Genomic DNA, 21,795 nt, shown 5'->3' with positions numbered 1-21,795 from the left:
GACGGACGCCCGATAGGGCCGAGAGACGAGCCGCTCCCATTCAGGCCGATTCGCTCTATTTCAGAACCAGGTCGTCGGGATCGATGCAGCTATCATCGCCCTGATCGACCTTGTTGTCCTTCTTGGGCTTCTCGGTCTTCTCGGGCTTCTTCTCCGTCTTTTTCTCGGATTTCTTCTCGCTCTTCTTCTCCGACTTCTTCTCGGATTTCTTCTCGCTTGAAGAGGACTTCTTCTCGGATTTCTTCGTCGAGGAGCTCGACGACTTCTTCGTCGACTTTTGCGCCTGAGCCTTTGCCGCCTTCTCCTCGGCAGCAGCCTTCTCGGCCGCCTCGGCGGCAGCCTTCTCTTCGGCAGCCTTTTTCTCGGCGGCTTCCTTGGCAGCCTTCTCCTCTGCCGCTTTCTTCTCGGCCTCCTCCTTGGCGGCCTTCTCCTCCGCAGCCTTCTTCTCGGCCGCCTCTTTCTCGGCCGCCTCCTTCGCTGCGGCAGCCTTCTCGTCGGCGGCCTTCTTCTCGGCCTCCACCTTTTCGGCAGCCTCCTGGTCCTTTTGGCTCTGCTCGGCCTGAGCCGGCGCATCGGCATTGCCCTCGGCCTCTGGCGCACCGCCGCAACCCGGCAGCAGGCCCACGGCCAGACACAGGCTCAAACCCAGCACCGCTGCGCTCTTCGACATCTTCATAGCTGTTCTCCTTTTCTCGGGGCAAAAGCCCCGCCGGGACCACGCCGCGCGATCCCGCTCTCCGGGCGCCGAGGCGCCGCTCCTTCTATCTCCTACGCCTCGAAGGCCACGTCGAACGTGCCCAGCAGATGCGCATGGTCTTCGTTTTGCACGATCACCTCGGCGATGACGGCCTGATCGGCCCACAGATCGCGGCTCGCGTACACGCACCAGCCCTGATCGCTTCCCGTCTCCTCGTCGCTGAGCAGAAAGGCCCGATAGGTGAGCGCAGCCCCCTCCTCGTCGGTCAGGCGCACGACCACCTCGTCATCGGCTGCCAGCTGAATCCCGTCGATCGCGCCTTGCAAGCAGGCAAGCGGGCCGTTCTCGGACGTCTCGCAGGTCGTGGTGCCCTCGCCTTCCTCCAGCGTCGCGTCCTCGGGGAAGTCGAACGAGGGGCACACCATGAGCGGGGCCTGCTCGGCGAACAGGCCCACGTGGCGCTGGGCGCGCTCGACGATGACCGTGCTCGGCTGCTCGCTTTCCACGAGCAGGGCGTTGTAGGGGAGCTTCTTGCTGAAGGTGGCCGACGAGAACTCGCAGGCCAGGTACGGTATCAGGCTGTTGCCGAACGAATCGCGGAACATGAGCAGGCCGCCGTTTCCCGCAGCCGTCTCGCCGAAGGCCCCCTCGGCCGGCTCGGTTGCCACCGTGGAGTCCTCCACCGATGTGCCCTCGGTGAAGCGCCACTTCGACCCGCTGCGCAGCGTACCGGCATCACCGGTGCCGTCGTTGACGCCCTCTGCGTACCAGTTAGGCTCCGGGTCGGGCGAGAGCGGATAGAGCATCGCGGCCAAATCGCCCGTATAGTCGTCGACCTCGCGCAAGTCGGCCTCGGTAATGCCGACGGTCGCGAAGCCGCCGGCCGCCGCAAGCGCGTCGTGGGCGGCAAGCGCACCCTTCTCGGTCCAGTGGGAATCGCGCAGGAAGTACAGACGCTCGTCGGAGGCCGCCAGCGCCGCGCACACATCCACGTAGTTCACGCCGGCCTCGGCCAGCGCCGCGGCCAGACGATCCATATCGTCGGAGGCCACACCCGGATAGTAGAAGGGCATGTGCTCCCCGTACAGGCTGTTCTTGTCGGGGGCCACGGTGAACAGGAAGGCGGCCTCGCGCTCCTCGCAGTAGTCCTGCAGCATGCGCAGGTTGTGGGCGATGTTGCGCAGCTGGCCCTCGCGCAAGGGCGCGCGGTTCTGGTAATCGTTCAGCGTACCGGCGTAGTACAGCCACCCGTCGGTGCCCGCCACCACGGTGTCGGCCGTGGACACGCCGAACAGCCCCGCGTACAGATGAGCGCCCGCATCAATCATGGGCACCCGGTAGGCGAAGTGATCGGAGAAGTAGTCGCCCATCTGGGACAGCATGTCGGCATTCAGGCCCGACCCCTCATCGAAGAGCGCCGGCCACGAGGCCAGCTCGCGATTCTCCACCGACTCTTCGGTCGGGGCCCACGCCATGCCCACGAGCGGAAGTAGCAGCACCGCGAACACGAGCACCGAAAACACCGCGCGCACCGGCGGCGACGCGTCCAGGCTCTTCGAGATGTCGTTGTAGGTTCTCGCCATCTTCGCCACCCCCTAGAACCTGAAGTAAATGAACGGACTGTAGGCACCGCCGGCCAGCGTGACCAGGCATAACACCAAAAGCCCCAGGCAGGCTACGCTGGCAAGGGCATCGGCGCGGCGCTGGGCGGGAACGGAAAGCGTTGCCAGGCGCTCCTTCAGCTTCGGCAGCCACGGGAACGAGCCGATGGCGCCGAGCACGAGCGTGAACAGGAACAGGGGCGTGAGCTGCCCCATGAGCAGCACCTGCGCATCGCTCGTCAGCGGCCCCCAGCCGACGAACATCTGGCTGAGGAAGTGCAGTCCCTGCTCGAAGGTGTCGGCGCGGAACAGCACGAAGGCGAGCATGACCACGAGCATGGCGTACACCCAGCCCACGGGCTTGGGCAGCTTGCGAATGGGCAGGTACTCCTCCAAAAGCAGGAAGAAGCCGTGGATGAGGCCCCACACCACGAACGTCCAGGCCGCGCCGTGCCACAGGCCGCAGCAGAAGAAGATCATGAACTTGTTGAACACCGTGCGCGGACGGCCCTTGCGGTTGCCGCCGAGCGGGATGTAGAGATACTCCCTGAACCACGTGGACAGCGAGATGTGCCACTTGCGCCAGAACTCCTGGATGGACGTGGACGTGAACGGGTAGTTGAAGTTCTCCAAGTAGGTGAAACCGAACATGCGCGCAATGCCGATGGCCATATCGGAATAGGCGCTGAAGTCGAAGTAGATCTGCAGCAGGTAGGCGAACGCCGCGAGCCACGCCGCCGGCGCCGTCACGTCGCCCAGCTCGGCGCCGAAGATGGCGTCGACGGCCACCGCCAGCACGTCGGCGATGAGCACCTTCTTCGCCAGGCCCACGATGAAGCGCTTAAGACCCACCGACACCCCTTCCCAAGTGATGGTGCGGTGCGCCAGCTGCTGGTCGACATCGTGGTAGCGGATGATGGGGCCGGCGATGAGCTGCGGGAAGAACGAGATGTAGAGCACCACGTGCAGCAGATTGCGCTGCGGCGGCACATCGCGCCGGTACACGTCGATGATGTAGGAGATGGCCTGGAACGTGTAGAACGAGATGCCCACGGGCAGCGCGATGCCGGCGATGGCCATGGACTCGTCGATAAGCTGGCCGAGCATACCGGTGAACCACTCGCCGTACTTGAAGATGCCGAGGCAGGCAAGGGCCACCAAAATGGCGATGCCCGCATACAGCTTGCGCCGCGAGGGCACCTCGGTCGCCCCGATGGCACGGCCGAAAACGTAGGACATGACCGAGATGACGATCATGAGCACCACGTAGGCCGGCTCGCCGTAGGCGTAGAACAGCAAGCTCGCCACCATGAGCATGACGTTCTGCCACCGGATGTTCCTGATGGCCAGGGCCAGCAGGAACACCACAGGCAGAAACACGCAGAGAAATGTGAGGGAACTGAAGACCACGGGAAGCTCCGTCCGATTCTGTCGAGCGGGCCTACTTGCTGTACACGAACAGCGTGTCGGACTTAGGCTGCATGAACAGGCACGAGTCCAGGGCCAAGCCCTTCTCCTCCACGATCTGCTTGGCAATCTTGGAATTGGGGCTCTTCAGCAATGTGGTGGTGTTGTTCGGATCGCATACGTACCACGTGCCAGACACCTTGATCTCCACCCAGCCGTGAGGGCGACCAGAGGTTTTGCCGGCCACAGCCTTGGCGTTGTACCCCATGGCCTTCGCCAGCTGGCAGAACAGCGCTGCCGACTCGTAGCAGTTGCCGCCCTTGTTGGCGATCATCTTCTTGGCGCCGGTCACAGCCCACTTCCCCTTCGGCTTCGTCGCGCCCTTGGTACCGTAGGGCAGCTTGGCCACATAGTCGAAGGCCTTCTTCAAGCCCGCATCGCCGGTCTTCTTGATTTTCTTATCCAGGATGCTGTTGATCTTCTTATCGAGCTTCTTGTCCCCCGTGTTGGCCTTGGCCTTCGTGGTGGCCGTCTTGGTAGCCGACCACTGGCTGTAAACGGTCTTCTTGCCCACCTTCTTGTAAGCACGCACCTGCACGTAGTAGGTGGTGAAGGGCTTCACGCCCTTCTTTAGGACGGCTTTGGCAGTAGAGGCCTTCTTCACTTTCACGGTCTTGGCCTTCTTGAACGTGCTGTTGGCGGCGTAGCGCACCTGGTAGCCGTCGGCCTTCGAGGAGCTGAGCTTCTTCCACTTGACCGTGATCGATTTCTGATCGCTGCTCAGCTTGGAAATCTTCGTCTTTGCCTTCTGCACTTTGGCCATAGAGGCGTTCTTAGGGGTCTGATCAGACCCCTTGTCCGCAGCGTACGCTGCGGACGGCGCGAGGGCCATCGTCGATCCGACCAAGGCGATAGTCACCAGCGCGGCCATTCCCTTGCGGGCCTTCAGGTTCTTCACACGTCTTCCCTTCTCCTAGAAGTACTTCTTCACGTATTTTAGCAGCGCCTTCGTATCGCTCCAGCGCTGATCGCTCGAAGGCGAGCCGAGCACAACGGTCAGGTAGGCCTTGCCCTTGTACTTGAAGGCGCCCACGAAACAGTGGCCGGCGGCGTCGGTGTAGCCGGTCTTCACGCCGCGGACACCCGCCGTCTTGCCGAGCAGCTTGTTGGTGGTCTTCATCGTGTAGCTGTTGCCCCGGCTCGTGGTGAAGCGGTACGACTTGGTGTTCACGATTTTGGCGAAGGTGCGGTTCTTCAGCGCCACCCGGGCGATTTTCGCCAGGTCGCGCGCCGAGGAGCCGTGGCCTTTCCGGGTAAGGCCATGGGGGCTCTTGAACGAGGTGTGCGTGCAGCCGAGTTCCTTGGCCCGCGCGTTCATGAGCGCCACAAATGCCTTCTCGCTGCCGGCCGTGTGGATAGCCAGGGCCTCGGCAGCCCCGTTGTCGGAGGGCAGAAGCGTCATGTACAGCAGGTTCTTCACCGTGGTCACGTCGCCAATGGCCCTTGCGCCCAGGTTGGAGTAGTCAGTGGTGGCCGCCTGCTTGGTGATGGCCACCGGGGCGCTCAGCTTGTTGCGCTCGAGCGCCAGAAGCGCCGTCATCATCTTGGTGGTGCTGGCGTTTTGGCGCTTCGTGTCGGGGGCTTTGGCGTAGAACACCTGGCCGGTGGATGCCTCCATGATAACGGCGCTCTTGGCCTTCAGCTTCACCGTGGAGCGGTTGTAGGTGGTCACCTGCACCGTTTTGCTCACGTACTTCTTGGCGGTATCGGTGGCCTTTACCACCACGCGCCATTTCGTGGTGTTCTTCTTTTTCCAGTCGGCGGGGTACTTCAGCGTGACCTTCCCCGCCCTGTTGGTCGTGAAGGTGGCGCGGGTCTTCCATTTCTTCGCGGCGCCGTTGTACAGCTGCAGCTGCACTGTGCGCTTGCCGGCCGGAGACACCTTGATGGTGTCTTTAATGGTGTCGGACGGCTTCTTCGAGATAGTCCGGTTCAGCCCCGACACCTTCGTGGCAACCTTGGCGGCGGGCTTCGCCGGAACATCGTCAGCCGACGGCGAGTTGCTGGCAGCACCTCCGCCAGAACCATCGACGGTCGCATCGCCATCGGCGGACGGCGCGTCGGGTGCGGGCGCTTCCGGTGCGGGCGCGTCGAGAGCAGGCGTACCCGTCGCCGGCGTATCGGCGGCGTTGCCCTCGGCAGCGTAGGCGAATGCGGCCGGCGCTCCCAGAGCCCCGGCCGCCAGCACCGCAGACAGTGCAAATGCCACGCCGCGCCGCATCAGCGCGGAGACAGTTCTATCCATGGATGATTCCCCAATCATTCACTCTCTCTGATAGGCCTATTGTAACCACATTTGACCTGCGAGAACAATGCCAGATTCCATATTTATCCGAAACCGGAGTTCGCCTGGGAAAGAAGAGCTTCCCTCGTGCAGCCCCTCGCCTTCTTGCGACTCCCTGAGCTAACCCGGCATCGGCCGTTGTACGGTTTCGGGACGGTTTTGAAACGGCTCCGAGGCGGCTGACGGACGGCTCGTTTCGGGACAGCGCGGGGATCGTTCGACGGTTCTGCGGAGGTATGCTGGCCGAAACGCGAGGCAGGGGAGGCAACCGTGGAGATGCGCGATCTGACATTCACCGACGGCCCGATGTTCCAGCACCTTATGGGCAACGAGGAGATCTGCAAAGGGGTGGTCGAGCGGGTGCTGGGCCTGAAGGTGACAGAAGTGGAGAACATCGTTACCGAGCAGTCCATCGAGCCACGCTTGGGGAGCCACGGCGTGCGACTGGATGCGATGATGGCGGCCGACGGGCGCACCTACGATGTTGAGGTGCAAACCTACCAGCAAGGACGCCTAGCGCGACGACTGCGTTATTACCAGGCATCGCTCGATGTGACTGCCCTCGGCAAAGGAAGAGACTACGACCTCTTACCAGAGACCTATGTGGCCTTCATTTGCACGGGAGACTTCCTCGGAACGAAGCTCCCTATCAGCACGCTGGACATCTGCTGTCGCGAAGCGCTGGATTTCGATTGCAGGCATGGCTTCCGATGGGTTATCCTTGACGCGAGTCGATGGCGTGAAGTTGCCGCAGGCCCACTACGCGATTTACTCGCATTTGTGGACACTGGCCGCGCTCCAGGAAACGACGAACTCATCGACTTAATCGAGAGCGAAATGGCCGAGGCCAACGCCAATGCGAGGTGGAAGGAGAGCATGATGCCATTTCTCACCGTGGAGGACGACGCCCGCATCCAGGCCCGCATCAGCTACGAGGACGGGCGGTCAAAAGGCCTTGCCGAGGGTCGGTCGGAAGGCCTTGCCGAGGGACGGTCGGAGGGCGAGGCCGCCATGGCGGCGCTCATGGAGCGGCTCTTCGCCGAGGGTCGAACCGAGGACGCCCGACGGGCAGCAACCGACGCCGGCATTCGGGCGCGCCTCCTCAACGAATATGGGCTATAGGCCCGCCATCGGTACAACGTCCTAAAACGACAGCCCTATCAAGCGCTGAGCGCCGCAATGCGGGAGGCGAGCATGCCCTCTCTGCAAAACCGCCTCTACAGCTCGGCGATGATGCGGGCGGCGCGGGCGGCGCATTCGGCCTTGGCGCGCTCCACGTCGATGGTGGGCCAGGCACCGTCGCGGTAGATCACCTCGCCGTCGCACAGGGTGAGCACCACATCGGTCCCATCCCCCGCGTACACGATGTTGTACACCACGTCGGTCGCCGGGCACCACGAGGGTCCCGACGTGTCCAGCACGCACAGATCGGCGCGCATGCCCTCGGCGACGGCTCCGCAGTCGTCACGACCTTGGGAAAGAGCGCCCGCACGAGTGGCCGACGCCAATGCTTGCTGGGGCGTCACCGCCGTCGGATCGAGGTCGGCCCCCTTGTAGATAAGCGCCTGCAGGTACATATCGCGGAAGAGGTTGTGGCTGTTGTTCGACGCCATACCGTCCGACCCGAGGCACACGGGAATATTCCGACGCAGCATCTCGGGGATGGGGGCGAACCCGCTGCCGAGCTTCATGTTGGAAGCGGGGTTGTTGGCCACGAACACGCCATGGGCAGCCAGAATATCCAGATCGGCGTCATCGACCCACACGCAATGGGCCGCCGTCACCGGCACGTCGAACAGACCCAGGCTGTCGAAATACGCCACCGGCGAGAGCCCTCCGTGGCGCTCGCGGCACTCGCGCACCTCTTTCTCGGTCTCGGACAGGTGGATATGCAGGCGCAAATCGGTGTCACGCACGATGTCCAGAATATCGCGGCAAACCGTTTCCGTGGACAAGTACTCGGAATGGATGTTGTAGTCGATGCGAATGCGCCCGTCCCCCGCCCCGTGCCAATGGCGCACGAGCTCCTCCATCTGGGCGCAGATGGGGTATTCCGCATAGGGCTTCTCCTCGAAGGCCACAAGCCCCTCGCACATGTTGGCCTTCATGCCCGCCTCGAACACCGCGCGCGAGCGCCCCTCGGAGGCGTAGTACATATCCGAAAAGCTCACAACGCCGAACCGTGCCATCTCGGCGCAGGCGAGCACCGTGCCCCAGTAGCAGTCCTCGGCGGTCATCTTGGCCTCGAAGGGGAAGCAGCGCTCCTCGAGCCAGCGTTGGAGCGGCAGGTTCTCGGCATAGCCCCGCAGAAGCGTCATGGGGGCGTGGGCGTGAGCGTTGTAGAGCGCCGGCATGAGCAGCTTGCCCGCGCCGTCGTACACCTCGCCGAAGGAGGCCGCCACCTCCGCTGCGGGCGGCTTGGCGCCCACGTAGGCAATGCGGCCGTCGCGCACGCCCACCCACCGGTGGGGGCACACGGTGAAGTTCTCATCGAGGATGTCGATATCGGCGAAGAGCATGGGGAGCCTTTCTTATCGGGGTCGCCTCTTGGAAGACTGCTGGTCGCACGATCGCGTCCCAAACGAGCACGAGGCGCCAGCACGGCACAGCGCACCCCATCATAGCAGAAGAGCGGGACGAGGCCGTGCCCCGTCCCGCTCTCCGTCGCCGCGGAAGCGCCCGTCAGGCCCTTCCCCGCCACGGCGCGCCCCGAGCCTTGAACCTCTGCCCGGAGCGCGTTGTCATTACACGGTCACATCAACCCAGCGGGGCTCCTGCGACTCCTCCTCGCGGCGGCGCAGCAGCGAGAGGATGATCATCATGGCCGCGAAGCCCGCGATGGCCGCCAAGATGAGACGCAGCAGCGAGGTGGTGTCGCCGGTCTGCGGCAACAGCGCCTTGAAGATGCGCGTGAGCCAATCGTTCTCGAAGACCTTGGTGATCCAGTCGTCAGGCCCCTTAGTGCCCGGCAGCGGCTCGCTCTCGACATAATAGCCGGGATCCACCGCACGACCGGTCTCGCGCACCCAGCTGCCCGCCGAGGCCGCATGGTAAGCCAGGCCGTAGGCGTTGGTCATGCCACGCGGGCTGACCACGCCCAGAACCTCGGTCACGCCCATATCCTCCGGCGCCTCCTCGCCGCGCAGGTTCAGGTGCGCCAGATCGTTGTCGAGGTTGTCGTCGGTGCCCACGTTCACGGGCACGAACTCGGCCTCGGCCGGCTTCTCTAGGCGAATACGGTACACGTAGGGCTTGCCGTACTCGTCCATAGCGGGCACGCCGCCGAACAGGTACGCGCCCTCCATGTCCGTCTGCTGACGGGCAACCTCGGTCCAGCTGCCCTCCGACAGGATGCCGTCGGTTTGAACCGGATCGAGACCGGCCTTCGGATCGGCAACGTCCATGGCCAGCAAGCGCTCGAGGCGCGCTGCGGCCACTTCGGCGTCGACCACCGAGCCGTCGCCGGCATCAGCATCGCCCGTCGCACCGTCGCCGGCGGTGTTATCGCCAGCATTATCGCCGTCGGCCGCCTCGTTGCTCCGAGCCACCGCGGCACCAGCATCGGGCGTCGTGGAGCCGTCGCCGGCCGTATCGCCCGTATCGTTGCCGGCCGTATCGTCGTTGCCGGTCGCGTCGTCTGCGCCGTCGTTCGTGCCCGGAGCATCCACCCCCGGCTCGTCATCGGCGTCGGGCTTCTCGTCGGTCTCGCCGAGCACCCAGGCGATATCCAGATAGCGCTCCGTCGATTTCAGCGGCTCGCCCTCCACGTTCAGGTCGCTCGTGGCAACGCCGTCGGTGATGCGGCTCATCCAGCCGCTCCTCACGGCGTCGGCGAAGGTCGTGGTCTGACGCTCCAGGACGACTTCCTTGCCCACCGCCAGCTCGTCGGTGTCGGCTTGCAGGCCGTCCTTGTTCGCATCAAGCCACACATGGCCGCCGAAGCTCACATTGTTGAAGGGCACGAGGCCGGCATCGTTGTGGGGACTCGACACCGACCCGAGCGTTGACCACTCGGCCCCGTCGGGCCCGTCGATCTTCGACTCGGGAGCATCGGCCTCATCGGCCATCATCGCCAGCACCATAAGGCCGTCCACCGCCACGTCGCCCTCGGGATCCAGGCGGGTGTTGGCCTCGTTCAGGTCGGAATCCACCACGATGTCGTCGCCAGCGTTCATCTTCGACACCATGAAGCGGGCCGGGATGTCCACGACGTTCACGCGGTAGCCGTACACCACGTTCAGTGCGGCGTTGTGCACCACGATCTCGTCGGTAGCGGGCAGCTCGTCGAACTCGTAGAGGCCGTCGGACCCGGTCACCAGCGTGCTCGGCGTCTCGTCTTTCTCGGGCACGCGCTCGTTGTACTCCTTGTCGTACACCCACGTGGAGCTCTCCACGTCGTACCAGTAGCGAGTCAACCGCACCGTCGCTCCGGCCACTCCGGCCTCGCCAGCCTCGCGCACGCCGTTGCCGTTGCCGTCGTTCCACACGATGCCGGAGATCGTGTTCAGGTTCGGCGCCTTGGCACCGGCGTCCAGCTTGGAGGTCAGCGGCGCGGGCACGTCGAACATGACGCGCGTCGCATCGGCGGGGTCGTCGTCGTACTGAGACCCGAACAGCGGCTCGTCGGGGTTGGCGTCCTCGGGGTTGCGCGTCTCGCGGCTCAGATACACATGGCCGTCGTTCAGCGTAATGCCGTTGCGGTAGGTCATGGCCTTGCGCAGCGTGAGGGAGCCCGAGTCGTTACGGGTCAGGTCGGAATCCAGACCGCCGCCCACATGGAAGCGCGACATCACATAGCCGTTGTTCAGCTCGGCCATGTACACGGTGTAGCGCGTCTGAATTACCTCGTCAGCAGCACCGCGCACCTCGTACTCCACGAGCTTGCCGTCGGGGCCCTTCTGCACGAAGCACTGCAGGCCGTCGAAGCGGTAGATGCCCTCGGAGTCGGTCACCGTGGAGCGCGATCCGGGAGGCGCCGGCTTCACCGAGGGCTGCGGATCGGTGCCGCCCTCGGGGATGTAGTCGACGGAGTCGCCGGTCACCGCAGCCAGGGTGCGCAGGGTGAAGCCGCCGTCGAACTCGTCATGGGAGCCCATGGCGAAGGGCGAGGCCGCAGCCGGAGCCGCCGCCCGCAGCGGCATGGCCTGGAAGGAGGCGAACAGCGCCGCTGCCGCAGCCTCGCCGCCCCCGGTCGCACCGCCGTCGCCCGAGCCGCCCTCGGCGGCGTCGCCGCCACCGGAGCCCTCGCCCGAGCCGCCCTCGGGCTGGCCGGCCTCGCCGCCGGCACCCTCGCCGGAGCCATCGCCAGAGCCCGCAGGCCCGCTCGACACCACAAGGGTCACCGTGGCGCCAACGGCCACCGATGTACCCGCTGCAGGCTCCGTGCGCAACACGGTGCCCGCCGCAACCGCGGCGTCGGCCTCTTCGGAAACCACCGTCGCGAAGCCGGCAGCCGCAAGGGCGGCCTCGGCATCGGCACGGGTCATGCCCTCAACATCGGGCACCGCGGCCTGCGGCTTGCCGGCCGACACCACCAGGCGCACCGTCGCGCCGGAGAGCACCTCGGTTCCCTCGGCCGGATTGGTGCGGATAACGTGGCCCTCGGGCACCGTCATGCTCGTCTCGGAGATGGGCACGCCCACCTTCAAGCCTGCGGCGGCCAGAGCGGCCTCGGCGTCCTCGCGGCTCATGCCGGACAGGTCGGGCACCGGCATCGCCTGGGGCTCGCCGGTAGACACGACGATCTGCACCGTCATGCCCGCGCGTACCGCCTCGCCGGCGGCCGGCTCGGTGCGAACGACCGCGCCAGCCGGCACCGTGTAGCTGTACTCCTCTACCGCACCGTCCGGATCGACCACCAGACCCAGCGCCTCCAGCTCGGCCACGGCGTCCTCGTACTTCTTATAGGTCACATCGGGCACGTCGAACTCGTCGAAGGCACGAATGCGAGCCACCAGGCGATACTCGGTGCGCGCATCGAGCCCGGCGATGGTTACCACGCCCTCGGCGTTCTTGCGGAACCACCGCGCGCCGGTCGTGTCAACGGCATCCACCGGCACCGCCGCGTACTCCCAGCCGTTGCGGGCATCGGCGTCTTCCCAGCCGGCCACGGTCTTCCACCAGTCAGCCTTCTCGGTGAACGCGATGGCCCCGGCCTCGGCCGTGACCGGCCCCTCGGCGAACGGAACGTCGGCCAATTCGGCGCCACCGCGCGTGCACACGTACGTGGGATCGCTGACCACCCATGCGCCATCGGAGTTCTTCTGACGGCAGATGACGGCGTACTCGGTGTTCGGCGCAATGGCCAGCGCCCCCGCACCGGCGGCCATACCGTTGGAGAAGCGGCCCGCGGCATCGGTCACCCACGGGAAGACCGTCGCATTGTCCACATCGGCGTCTTCCTCATCGGCGAACCACACGGTGTCGCCCGACGCGTTCACTGCCAGCGGCTCGAAGGCCCCGTTCACCCAGCGGCCGATGGCGTACTGGGTTCCGGCGGTCACATAGCGCACCGACACCGAGGCGTCCGTGGCGGTCAAGTCGCCCACCTGCGGCTTCAAGGTGCCCCCGAAGTCGGGATTCAGCACCCAGCGGCCGCTGGCTTGGTCGAAGTACTCCTGGGTCACATAGATGGTCTCGCCCACGAGCGGATCCTCCAGATCCACCACCGAGGTGGGGCCATCGCCCTCGGCATCGTCGCCGGCGGGATCGTCGGCACCGGCGACATCGCCGGTCTCGGCGGCCGTCGAGGCGCCCTCGTCGGACTCATCTCCCTCGCCCGGCTCCTCCTCGGGCACGTCGAGCGAGCTCTTGTAGTTGCGGATACCGTCGTAGTTGGCATCGTCCCATACCACGCCGGCAATGGTGCCGCGGCCAAAGGGCCCGAAGCCGCCGTTCATGCAGTCGGCATCGCGGATGGTAGACAGGTCGAACTCCATGCCGTTGGCGTTCACATAGTAGACATCCTCGGTGGCGCCCACCTCGTCTTCAGCCGTCGTGGCATGATCGGCCAGCACGAGACGGCCGTCGAGCACCGACTTGTCGTCGCCCTGCTCGTTCACCGCCGCGAGCGTGATGACGTAGCGATCGTCGCGGTATTGCGCCGAGGTGGCCAGGCGGTCGTTCAGGGCCCCGGAGTCAATCGAGCGGTGCACCTTCGAGGCGGCACGGCTCACCGGATCGTCGTCGGCATCGTCCAGAAGACGCGTGACCGGCAATCCGAGCACGCCCTCGGAGCTGCTGTTGCCCTCCACCTCCAGAGTGTAGCCGAGCAGATACCAGTCGCCCCAGTCGTCGGTCACGAGCACGTCGTCGTTGCCCTCTTCGTTGCCGTTGCGCACGTTGCGGGTGGCAGCGGGCAGATCGTCGAAGGCGAAGCGACCGTTGGCGTCGGTGAGCACGGATGCCGGCTCGCCTTCCTCGGCCACCCACTCGTAGTGGTGACCCGGGGCCAACGGCTGGCCGGTCACGTCAAGCGCCGTGACACGGCCCGGAGCCACCGGCAGCTCGCCAGCTGCGCCCTCGGCGGGCTCGTCGCAGTGGCACTCGTCGCTGCCGTCGGTCACGAGCTTCAGGCCCCAGGCGCGCAGGTACACCCGCTTGCCCTCGAGCTTCGGCTCGCTCGCGTCGTTCACGCCGTCGTAGTCGGCGTCCTGGAACAACACGCCCTCGATGGTGCCGGTCTTGCGCTTCAGCAGGGCCGCGTCGTTGTAGGCACGGTCGGAGCCGGCACCCAAATCGTACAGCTCGGCCTCAGCCGCCGTGGCGTCCGCCCCCGCTGCCATGGCCGTTGCCACCACGGTAGAGGCCATCACCGAGGCGAGGGCCACCGCCGGCGTGTTGCCCGCCGCAGCCTCGCGAACCGCCGTCTTCTTCTGGGCCAGGGCCTCCTCCAAAGTGAGCACGCCCTTGTCCTGGTTGTCGTTATTGGACGGGTTGCCGCCCGTCAGGTTGCCGAGCACCGAGCTCTCGTCGCGGCGGTTCAGCAGCACGTCGTACTCGCTGCCCTGCATGAGGTTCGCGTTGGTGTTGATGAGGTCGGAGTCCTGCGTGAAGTTGTCCTTCTGCTGATACTTGGCGATCATCCACGCGCGCTGCTTGTAGCCGGCGTCGGTGTAGCGCACCTTGTAGCCGTAGATGATCTTCTTGCCGTTCTCGTCGGCGCGCTGGGTCGGCAGATCCTCGAAGCGGTACACGCCGGCGCGCATAACCGGCTCGGCGTCCTCTTCATCCGCCGGTGCGTAGGCCTGCACCTTGGTGTGCTGCACGTGCTGCGGGTCGTCGCCCCACACGGTGGAGGGGCTGTTCCGGTAATCCTCCCAGGTCTTGCCGTCCAGATCGTACTTGGTGCTGTCAACCCACTCGGGATCAGGCACCCAGCCGCCGTCCTCGCTGGGAATATAGCGCTCCAGCGTGACGCGGGCGTTGTTGATGCCGTCCTCGCTGGTGTTCTCGTCGTACACGGTGCCGTCGCGGTAGGCCTCGCCCACCTCGGTAGGCGCATAGGTATGCTGCACATCGAAGGCGCCCGTGTCGGGATTCCGCTTGTACAGCACCAGCGAGCCGTCGGCCTGCTTCTCGGAGTACTGGATGCGCTCGCCGCGGGTGGTCACCGTGTCGGCATCCACCTCGCCGCCCTCGGCACCCGAGACGATGGCCTCGTAGACCTGCACGGTGCCGTCCTCGTCGTAGTCCACGATCACGCGCTCGCCCTCAGGATTCATCACGATGGGGTTGCCCGCATCGTCGAGGGACTGCACGCCGTCGTTGTCGGCGTCGTTCCAGAAGATGCCCACGATGTCCTGGGTCGGCGGCGGCAGCTCGCCGGCATCGCCGCCCTCCACGGCGTCGGCGCCGTCCTCGTAGGCCCGGGCGCCCATCCAGTCGAAGGTGATGCGCTCGTCGGCCGCGCGATCGTTCTGGAAATCGGTGGCGGCAATGGCCTGCTCGGCAGTAGCACCGCGCGCCTTGTCGCTCTGCGCGGCCAGGATGACCTGGCCCTCCAGCATCTCCTGACGCTCGCCCAGGTAGCGCTTGGGCGTCACGGTGACATTGCCGTCCTCGTCGGTGGCCTCGTCGGCCACGAAGGCCTCGCGCCCGATGAGCGGGTAGCCGCCCGTCAGCCCCAGGTTGTCGGGCAGGTCGGAGTCGGTCGGCAGCGCCGCAGCCTCGGTGCCCTCGTGGAAGCGGGTCATCATCCACGCGCCCTCCTCCGGCATGCCGTAGTGCTCGTGGTCGTAGTTCTCGGTCAGGCGGTGCAGCTTCACACGGTAGCCCGCCAGATACTGCTTGCCCGTCTCGTCGGTATAGGCCGTCGGCAGGTTGTCGAAGCGGTACAGGCCGTCCTCGTTGGTCTTCATGGTAATGACGCCATCGGTCACCGTGGTGTCGGCCGTGTCCCATGTGCCCTTCACGAGCGGGTGATCCGCATCGCGCAGGCCGGTATAGATGTCCGCACCGAAGTTCTCGTTGCGGAACCAGTGGCTCGTGTCGTAGGCCGGGTCGATCTTGCCCGAGAGGTTCAGCTCGTCTCGATCGTAGTCCGGGGTGAGGAAGGCCGGAGCGCTGTCGGGGTTCACGTTAGCCGGGTCGTAGTACCACTGCTCCAGCGTGATCACCTGGTCCACCAGGCCCTCTTCCACGAGCTTCGTGGCCGCGGTGCCGTCGGGCAGAGTGATCTGCTCGGTGGTCTTCGTATCCTGCAGGCCGTCGTAGTTGGCATCGCGCCACACCAGGCCCTCGAGCGAGCGGGTAGGCACCGGCAGCTGGCCGGCGTCGCCGCCGTCGTAGGCCTCGTCGGCCGGCTTGCGGGCGCTCAGCATGTCGTAGATCACGCTGTCCTCGGCGTTCTCGATCACCTCGCCGGCGCTCACGGCCTGCTGCACCGTCTGATCGCCGGCGGGCACGGCCGCATCACGCGGAGCCGCCAGAATAACCTGGCCCTCCAGCCCGCGCACGCCGTCAAGATCGGCGCTGATGGCATCGCGGCCCACCAGGTGGTAGCGCTCCTCGATACCCGACAGGTTGTCGCGCACATCGGAGTCGGCCTCGTAGTCGCTCCCGGCGTGGGTGCGCGTCATCATCCACGGCACCGCCGAGGTCACCGTGCCGCTCGCATCCTCAACCTCCTGCTTGTGCAGGCCGCCCAAAACCACGCGGTAGGAGGCCAGATACAGCGTGCCCTTGCTATCGATGTAGGCCGTCGGCAGGTTGCGGAAGCGGTACAGGCCGTCGGCCTGGGTCGTAATGGTCACCTGGCCGTCGTCGGTGAGCACCGCATCGGCCGCCCAGTCGTCGGTGGCAATGGCGGCCAGCACGTTGTAGCCGTCGGCGGCGAAGGCCGTGTTGCGAATCCAGTGGGTGCCCTCGTTGGGGTCGCCCTCCTCGGTATTGGTCTGGGTCTCGTCGTAGTAGTACTGGGTCAGGGTGACCGTCTCGCCCTCAAGACCCGGCTCGCTTTGGTCGTACACCTTCTCGGTCTTCATGACCGGCTGGCCATTCTCGCCGAGCACCGGGTTGCCCTCGGCGTCCAGCAGCGGCTCGTCGGTGACCTTCTCGGTCATCTTCTGCACGCCGTCGTAGTCGGCGTCATGCCACACACGGCCAGCGATCTCGCGGCGCGGCACAGCCAGCTCGCCCACATCGCCGCCCGGTACCTCCTCAGCGCGACGGGTCAGGTAGTCGTAGGCCACCGTGCCCTCGGCGCCCTCGTGCACGTCGGCGCGGGGCACCTCAACCTGGGAGGGCTGACCGGCATGGGTACGACCGGCGCCCACCTTGGCAGCCAGGATGATCTGGCCGTCCAAGGCGCGCAGCGCCGTCGAGCCGTCTACGTCCTCGCGGCCGATCACCTTGTAGGAGGCCTGTACCGGCGAGGCGCTGTCGCGCACGTCGGAGTCGGCAGCCACATCGTCGCCCTGGTGGTAGTGGGTCATCATCCACGGGGTGGCGTACAGCTCGTTGCCGTCGTCGTCGGTCACCACGTCCTTGTGCAGGCCGTTCAGCACCACACGATAGGCGGCCAGGTAATGCTCGCCGTCGGCATCGGTGTAGGCGGTCGGCAGGTTCTCGAAGGTGTAGACGCCCTCCTCGTCGGTGTGCACGGTCACGAAACCGCCCGCAGCCGTCTCGCCGGAGGGATAGGTGGCCCCCAGAAGCGGATTTCCATCGCCGTCCAGCTCGGCCTTCATCTCCACCTTCACCGGGGCCCCGTCCACGCCGGGGTACTCGCGCACCCACCAGGTCTCGGGGTTGCCCTGGAAGTCGGTACGGGCCTCGGTCTTCCAGTTGGCCGCCACGCTCGTGCGCTCGTCGTCGCCGAAGCGGTCGTTGCGTACCCAGACACCGTCCTTATAGTAGTACTGCTCCACCGACACCGACTCGCCGGCCATGCCCGGCTCGTCGTCGTCCATGATGCCGTCGTAGTTATCGTCGTTCCACACCTTGCCGGTGATGGCCGAACGCGGCACCTCCACCAAGCCCACGTCCCAGTGCTCGATACGTTCGGCGGCACCTAGGTCGTAGGAGTTCAGCGGGGCGCTGTTGGAATAGCCGCCCTTCACGAGGCGCACGTTCTCATCCGAGGCACCGGAGTGGTTGGCAGCCAGACGGCGCATCTCGGCATCGCTCAGGTTGTCGCTCTCCTCGATGGCGTTGTTCGCGAGCAGGTAGTCGCGCAGCTGCTCGGTGGACAGGCGGTCGATCAGCTCATCCACCGTCAGAGCGCCGGCGCCGTCCTCGCTTATGATGTTGTTGCTCGTCAAGTAGCTGATAAGGCTGTTGCGCACGGCCACATCGGTGTCGCCGGCCAGCACCACCATGGTCTGGTAGGCCACGTCGTCATCGTTGCCCGCAGGCTGCGGGAACAGCTCGTTGCGGGCCGAGGGCGCCTCGTTCAGGTAGTAGGCGTACACCACCTTGCCGTCCTGCACGTAGTCGTTGCCGTCGGCGTCCTTCACCGGCTGCACCGCCATGGCGGCATCCGAGTCGACTTCCTCGTCGAAGGTGCCGGTGAGCGGGTTCGCGGGAACGTTGCGGAAGGTCACGCCGTAGTCGCGGGTAACCAGCTTCAGCGCATCGCGGTCGATGCGGATGCGGTAGCCCGCCAGATATTTCGTCTTGTCCTCGTCCTTCACGGTCTTGGGCGCGTTCGGGTCGGCCACATAGGTGGACACGCCCTTGAAGATATAGCTGCCAGCCGACGTGGAGCGCGTGGTCTTGTACTCCAAATCGTTCAGCACCCAGCGGCCCTGGCCGGTGCCGTCCTTGCCCGGCGTACCCGGGTCGTAGTTGGCGGGATCGTCAGTCTTCGCGTCATCGGGCAGCCAGTAGTACTGCTCGAGCGTCACCTCCACCTGGCCGACGCCCACATTGGGCACGTCGCCCTGCAGGCCGTCGTAGAACAGGCCGCTGGTTTCGGTGCCGTCGTTCTTGTCCGACCACACGTAGTTGCCGAGGAAGCCCTTGGTGCCGTCGATCCAGCCAAGCGCCAGCTTGTCGTAGATCTTATAGCCCTTCCAGGTGTTCTTCGGATCCTCGTACAGCGCACGGCCCGAGGCGTCGGTGGGCACCTCGGCGTAGAAGCTGTTGGTCTCGGCCACGCCGCCCTTCAGCCACAGGTCGTTGTCCCACATGGCCGCCACCTGGTCCTTCGGCTTGCCGTCGGCATCGAGCGTCTGGTCCTCGGCGTTCTTCGTGGGCCGGGTCAGCGGGCTGTCCTCCCAGTTCATAACCGAGGGCTTCAGCACGCGGTTCTTCGTGTCGCGGCAGACCACCTTGTAGTTGTGGAACGGCTCCAGGTTGAACTTGAAGGAGCCCGAGGCCTCGGCAGCCGCGCCGCTGGCGGCGGGCACCCATCGCCACTCGGTGGTCTGGTCGAGCGCGTCGATCACCTCGGCGCTCACCAGGTTGTTGCCGTTGTCGTCGAAGGCGCGCTGCCAGGTGGCGCCGCCGTCGAGCGTCACCTCCAGGTTGCAGTCGGTTTGGGTGATGGCCTTGTTGCCGTTGGTGTCGTAGGCCTGCTTCCAGCTGCGGGTCTTCTCGTCGTACACCATCACCTGCACCATCATGTTCTTCAGGCGCAGCTCTTCCACTTCCAGGGCGAACTCGTAGGGATTCGGCTCGTCCAGGTTCACGTTCACCCAATCGAGCACGCCGTCGATAAGCTCCGGATCCACCGACCCGTCGGTTTCCAGATACTTGTTCAGGTTCAGGGTGGGCTTGCCGTTCACCATGATGAACGGAGGAAGCTCGCCCTTGGAGGCGTCGTAGGCCGGCGCGTTGTCGGGCGTGAGCGACATCGTGGAGATGCCCGCCTCGCCCGTCAGGTCGGGGGTTGCCGCAGCGGGCGCGGCCGACGCGGTAGCCGATTTGCCGAAGATGTCGCCGCCGGAGTTGCCGCCGGAATTGCCCGGGCCCTCCTCTTCGCCGCCATCGCCGTCGCCGTCGCCGAAGTCGGGATCTTCCTCCTGATCCTCGTAACCGGCCAGCTTGTCGTCGCGGTAGGCCACGCCCTCGTAGGTAACCGGCAGCGCGATACCCACGTTGTAGCTGGTCATCTTCGCGTCGTACACCTCGTGCTGCGGATCCTGACCCACCGAGTACTTGTCGGCGTCATAGGCCACCGGCTTCACGTCGATGACGTCGGAGGTGGCCACCATGGTGCTGCCCGAGCGCTTCACCGTCATGTAGGAGGAGATATTCTCGGTGGTGCCCTGGTCAACGCCCTTGTCGTTGATAACCGGGGCCTCGGTGGCACCGATGCGCTTGGTGGTCAGCGCGTAGTTCGCGTACTGCTTCGGGAAGGTGAAGCGCAGGCGGTACTTGCCCGGGGTCAGCATAGAGAACATGTAGTAGCCCCGGTTGTTGTAGTAATCGGACTCGGTGGTGTACACGTAGGCGCCCAAATCCACACCCTCGGCGGTGGTCACCGGCTCGTAGCCGTACAGGCCGCGGATGGCCGCACCGGTCTTCGGGTCGGCCTTCACCCACGTCAGCTGCGAAGAGGTGGAGTCCATCTTCACCTGGGTGACCGCCTGACCCTCGCGGTTCACCGGCACGCCCCACTCGTTCAGCAGCTCTACCTTCACGCCGTTCACACCCGGATCGTCGGGCTTGCCGTCGTAGTTGAGGTCCTTCATGAGGGCGCTCGTGTCCTTGCCCCCGTCGTAGGTGTATACGTACTTTCCGTCTTTCACCGACTTCTCGGTGGACAGGATGTAACGGCCGTTGGCGGCCTTGTGGTAGGTGGTCTCCCGGCCGAGCGTATCGGTGGTCAGCTCGCCCTCGGTGTCGTTGGTCAGCGTGTCCCAGTTGGTGTCCATCCACACGTAGCTGCCGATGTAGCCGTAGCCGTCGGGGGCGTCCACGTACACGCCGGCGGGACGATCCTCCAGGTTGCGATAGGTCAGGCCCTTCTCGCCAGAACGGTAGTCGACCTGCGACATGAAGGTGTTCCACTGGCTCGTCTCCCACAGGCGCTTCTGCAGCTCGGTGGAGTCTTCCTTCAGGCCGTCAATGGACTTGAAGGTCTTGCCGGCATTGCCGAGGTACTTGGGAAGGTTCAGCGGCGCCTTCAGCGTGTACTTCAAACGCGCGTCGCCATTGCGGGCCATGAGGATGAGCTCGTCATCGAGCACACGGCACCACACCGACTGGATAGCCCGGGTGATAGTCTCCTCCTCGGCCGGATGGGCCTTCACATACTCCTTCAGCTCGTTCAGGTCCACCATGTTGGCCTTGGCCATGGAGGAGGACACCGCCATGCTTTCCACTTCCTTGCCATCGTCGCCGACGACGATGCCCGTAGTGCGCTCGGCCACCCAGCGGGTCATGAACTCGTCTACCTTATCGGACTCCCACTCGGCGAACTCGGGCTGGCTTTCGGCCACCTTGATGGGATGCACGATATCCTCATGGGTAAGCGGGATGATCTTCTTGGCAGCGCCGTCTCCCTCCACGCTGAAGGGGCCCACCCATACCTGGGCCTGGGCATCCAGGTGCTGGCCGGTAACCTTATCGGTCTCTCCGACGATACGCAGGTCGTACTTGCCTACAATATCGCCGTCCTGGGCGTTGGTAAGGCCCAGCTCGTCTTTCTCGGCCTCGGTGAGCGACTCCACCGAGCGCGTGTCGGTGTACTCCACCTTGATGGAGTCCAGATCCTCCAGCCAACCGGACCACTGGGACTGGCGCAGGTTGTAGGCCTTGGCGCGGCTATCCCACGTGGACGTCATATGGTCGCCGGGGTAGGGCAGCGCATCCACGAAGGTGGGGTGCTTGTACAGAAGCGCCGTAGACTCGTTGATGCCCGTGTACTGCTGGATGTTCTCGTAGGTGTACGAGCTGCCCTCGGGCACGGCCGCGGTCTGGGAGCGCTTGGAGAACTTCTCGTCGGTGTACTCGGGCTGCACCATCTTCTCCTGCACCACGTTGTCGTTGTTGGCCCAACCGATGGAGGAAGTGTCTTTGCGCAGCAGCGTCTCGGAGCGGTCGCCGTTGCCGTTACCGTCGTTCAGGTCGGAGCGGTAGGAGGAGTCCTTCTGAATGGAGCTGTCGGCGGCGTTCAGCATGGCCTTGGTCACGAGCTTCGTCACCTTCTGGCCCGTCACCGGGTCGTTCTCCACCTGGAACAGGGGCCAGTCGTAGAAGTCGTAGGAGCCGGTCTTGTCGGCGTAGGACGACAAGACGAGCGCGCTGCCCACGTCGGTGGAGGCCGAGGAATTCGGCGAGAACTGCATCATGAAGTC

8 protein-coding genes (1 of these 8 running past the window's edge) are annotated in these 21,795 nt (G+C 65.2%); 1 reads left to right on the top strand and 7 read right to left on the bottom strand.

The annotated features are described in order from the left end of the window. Positions 1–55: 55 nt before the first annotated feature. The 5 genes from C811_RS16975 to C811_RS16040 all read right to left on the bottom strand — a co-directional run bounded on the left by C811_RS16975 (position 56) and on the right by C811_RS16040 (position 6,010). Positions 56–676, bottom strand: coding sequence for a hypothetical protein (locus C811_RS16975; protein ID WP_016310337.1), 621 nt, complete (start codon positions 674–676; stop codon positions 56–58). A 92-nt stretch (positions 677–768) separates the two neighbouring features. After that, a complete protein-coding gene (locus C811_RS13985; protein ID WP_016310336.1) occupies positions 769–2,280 on the bottom strand; it encodes an alginate O-acetyltransferase AlgX-related protein in 1,512 nt (503 codons plus the stop codon). Between the two features lie 12 nt (positions 2,281–2,292). Then, positions 2,293–3,708, bottom strand: a complete 1,416-nt coding sequence (locus C811_RS13980; RefSeq protein ID WP_016310335.1) for an MBOAT family O-acyltransferase — start codon at positions 3,706–3,708, stop codon at positions 2,293–2,295. 31 nt (positions 3,709–3,739) lie between these two features. Continuing rightward, the gene (locus tag C811_RS16045) at positions 3,740–4,663 is read right to left on the bottom strand and encodes a transglutaminase domain-containing protein (RefSeq protein WP_016310334.1); all 924 of its coding nucleotides are present in this window, start codon (positions 4,661–4,663) and stop codon (positions 3,740–3,742) included. 15 nt (positions 4,664–4,678) lie between these two features. Then, the gene (locus tag C811_RS16040) at positions 4,679–6,010 is read right to left on the bottom strand and encodes a D-alanyl-D-alanine carboxypeptidase family protein (RefSeq protein WP_016310333.1); all 1,332 of its coding nucleotides are present in this window, start codon (positions 6,008–6,010) and stop codon (positions 4,679–4,681) included. Positions 6,011–6,325: 315 nt separating this feature from the next. On the opposite strand from C811_RS16040, the gene C811_RS16035 reads away from it, so the two are divergent. Continuing rightward, positions 6,326–7,171 (top strand): Rpn family recombination-promoting nuclease/putative transposase, encoded by an 846-nt coding sequence (locus C811_RS16035; protein WP_016310332.1) that lies wholly within the window; start codon positions 6,326–6,328, stop codon positions 7,169–7,171. A 95-nt stretch (positions 7,172–7,266) separates the two neighbouring features. On the opposite strand, the gene C811_RS13975 is transcribed toward C811_RS16035, so the two are convergent. Then, a complete protein-coding gene (locus C811_RS13975) occupies positions 7,267–8,568 on the bottom strand; it encodes an amidohydrolase (RefSeq protein ID WP_016310331.1) in 1,302 nt (433 codons plus the stop codon). A 225-nt stretch (positions 8,569–8,793) separates the two neighbouring features. Continuing rightward, a protein-coding gene (locus tag C811_RS13970) for a PASTA domain-containing protein (RefSeq protein ID WP_016310330.1) crosses the window boundary here: on the bottom strand, positions 8,794–21,795 show its final stretch. 25,164 nt of this gene lie beyond the right edge of the window; the window shows 13,002 of its 38,166 coding nt (coding positions 25,165–38,166); the start codon falls outside the window, past its right edge; the stop codon is at positions 8,794–8,796.

It is taken from the genome of Adlercreutzia caecimuris B7 (genome assembly GCF_000403355.2).
Lineage (GTDB): Bacteria > Actinomycetota > Coriobacteriia > Coriobacteriales > Eggerthellaceae > Adlercreutzia > Adlercreutzia caecimuris.
Note: the sequence above shows the minus strand (reverse complement) of the source record. Positions and strands in the feature narration are given on the sequence as shown.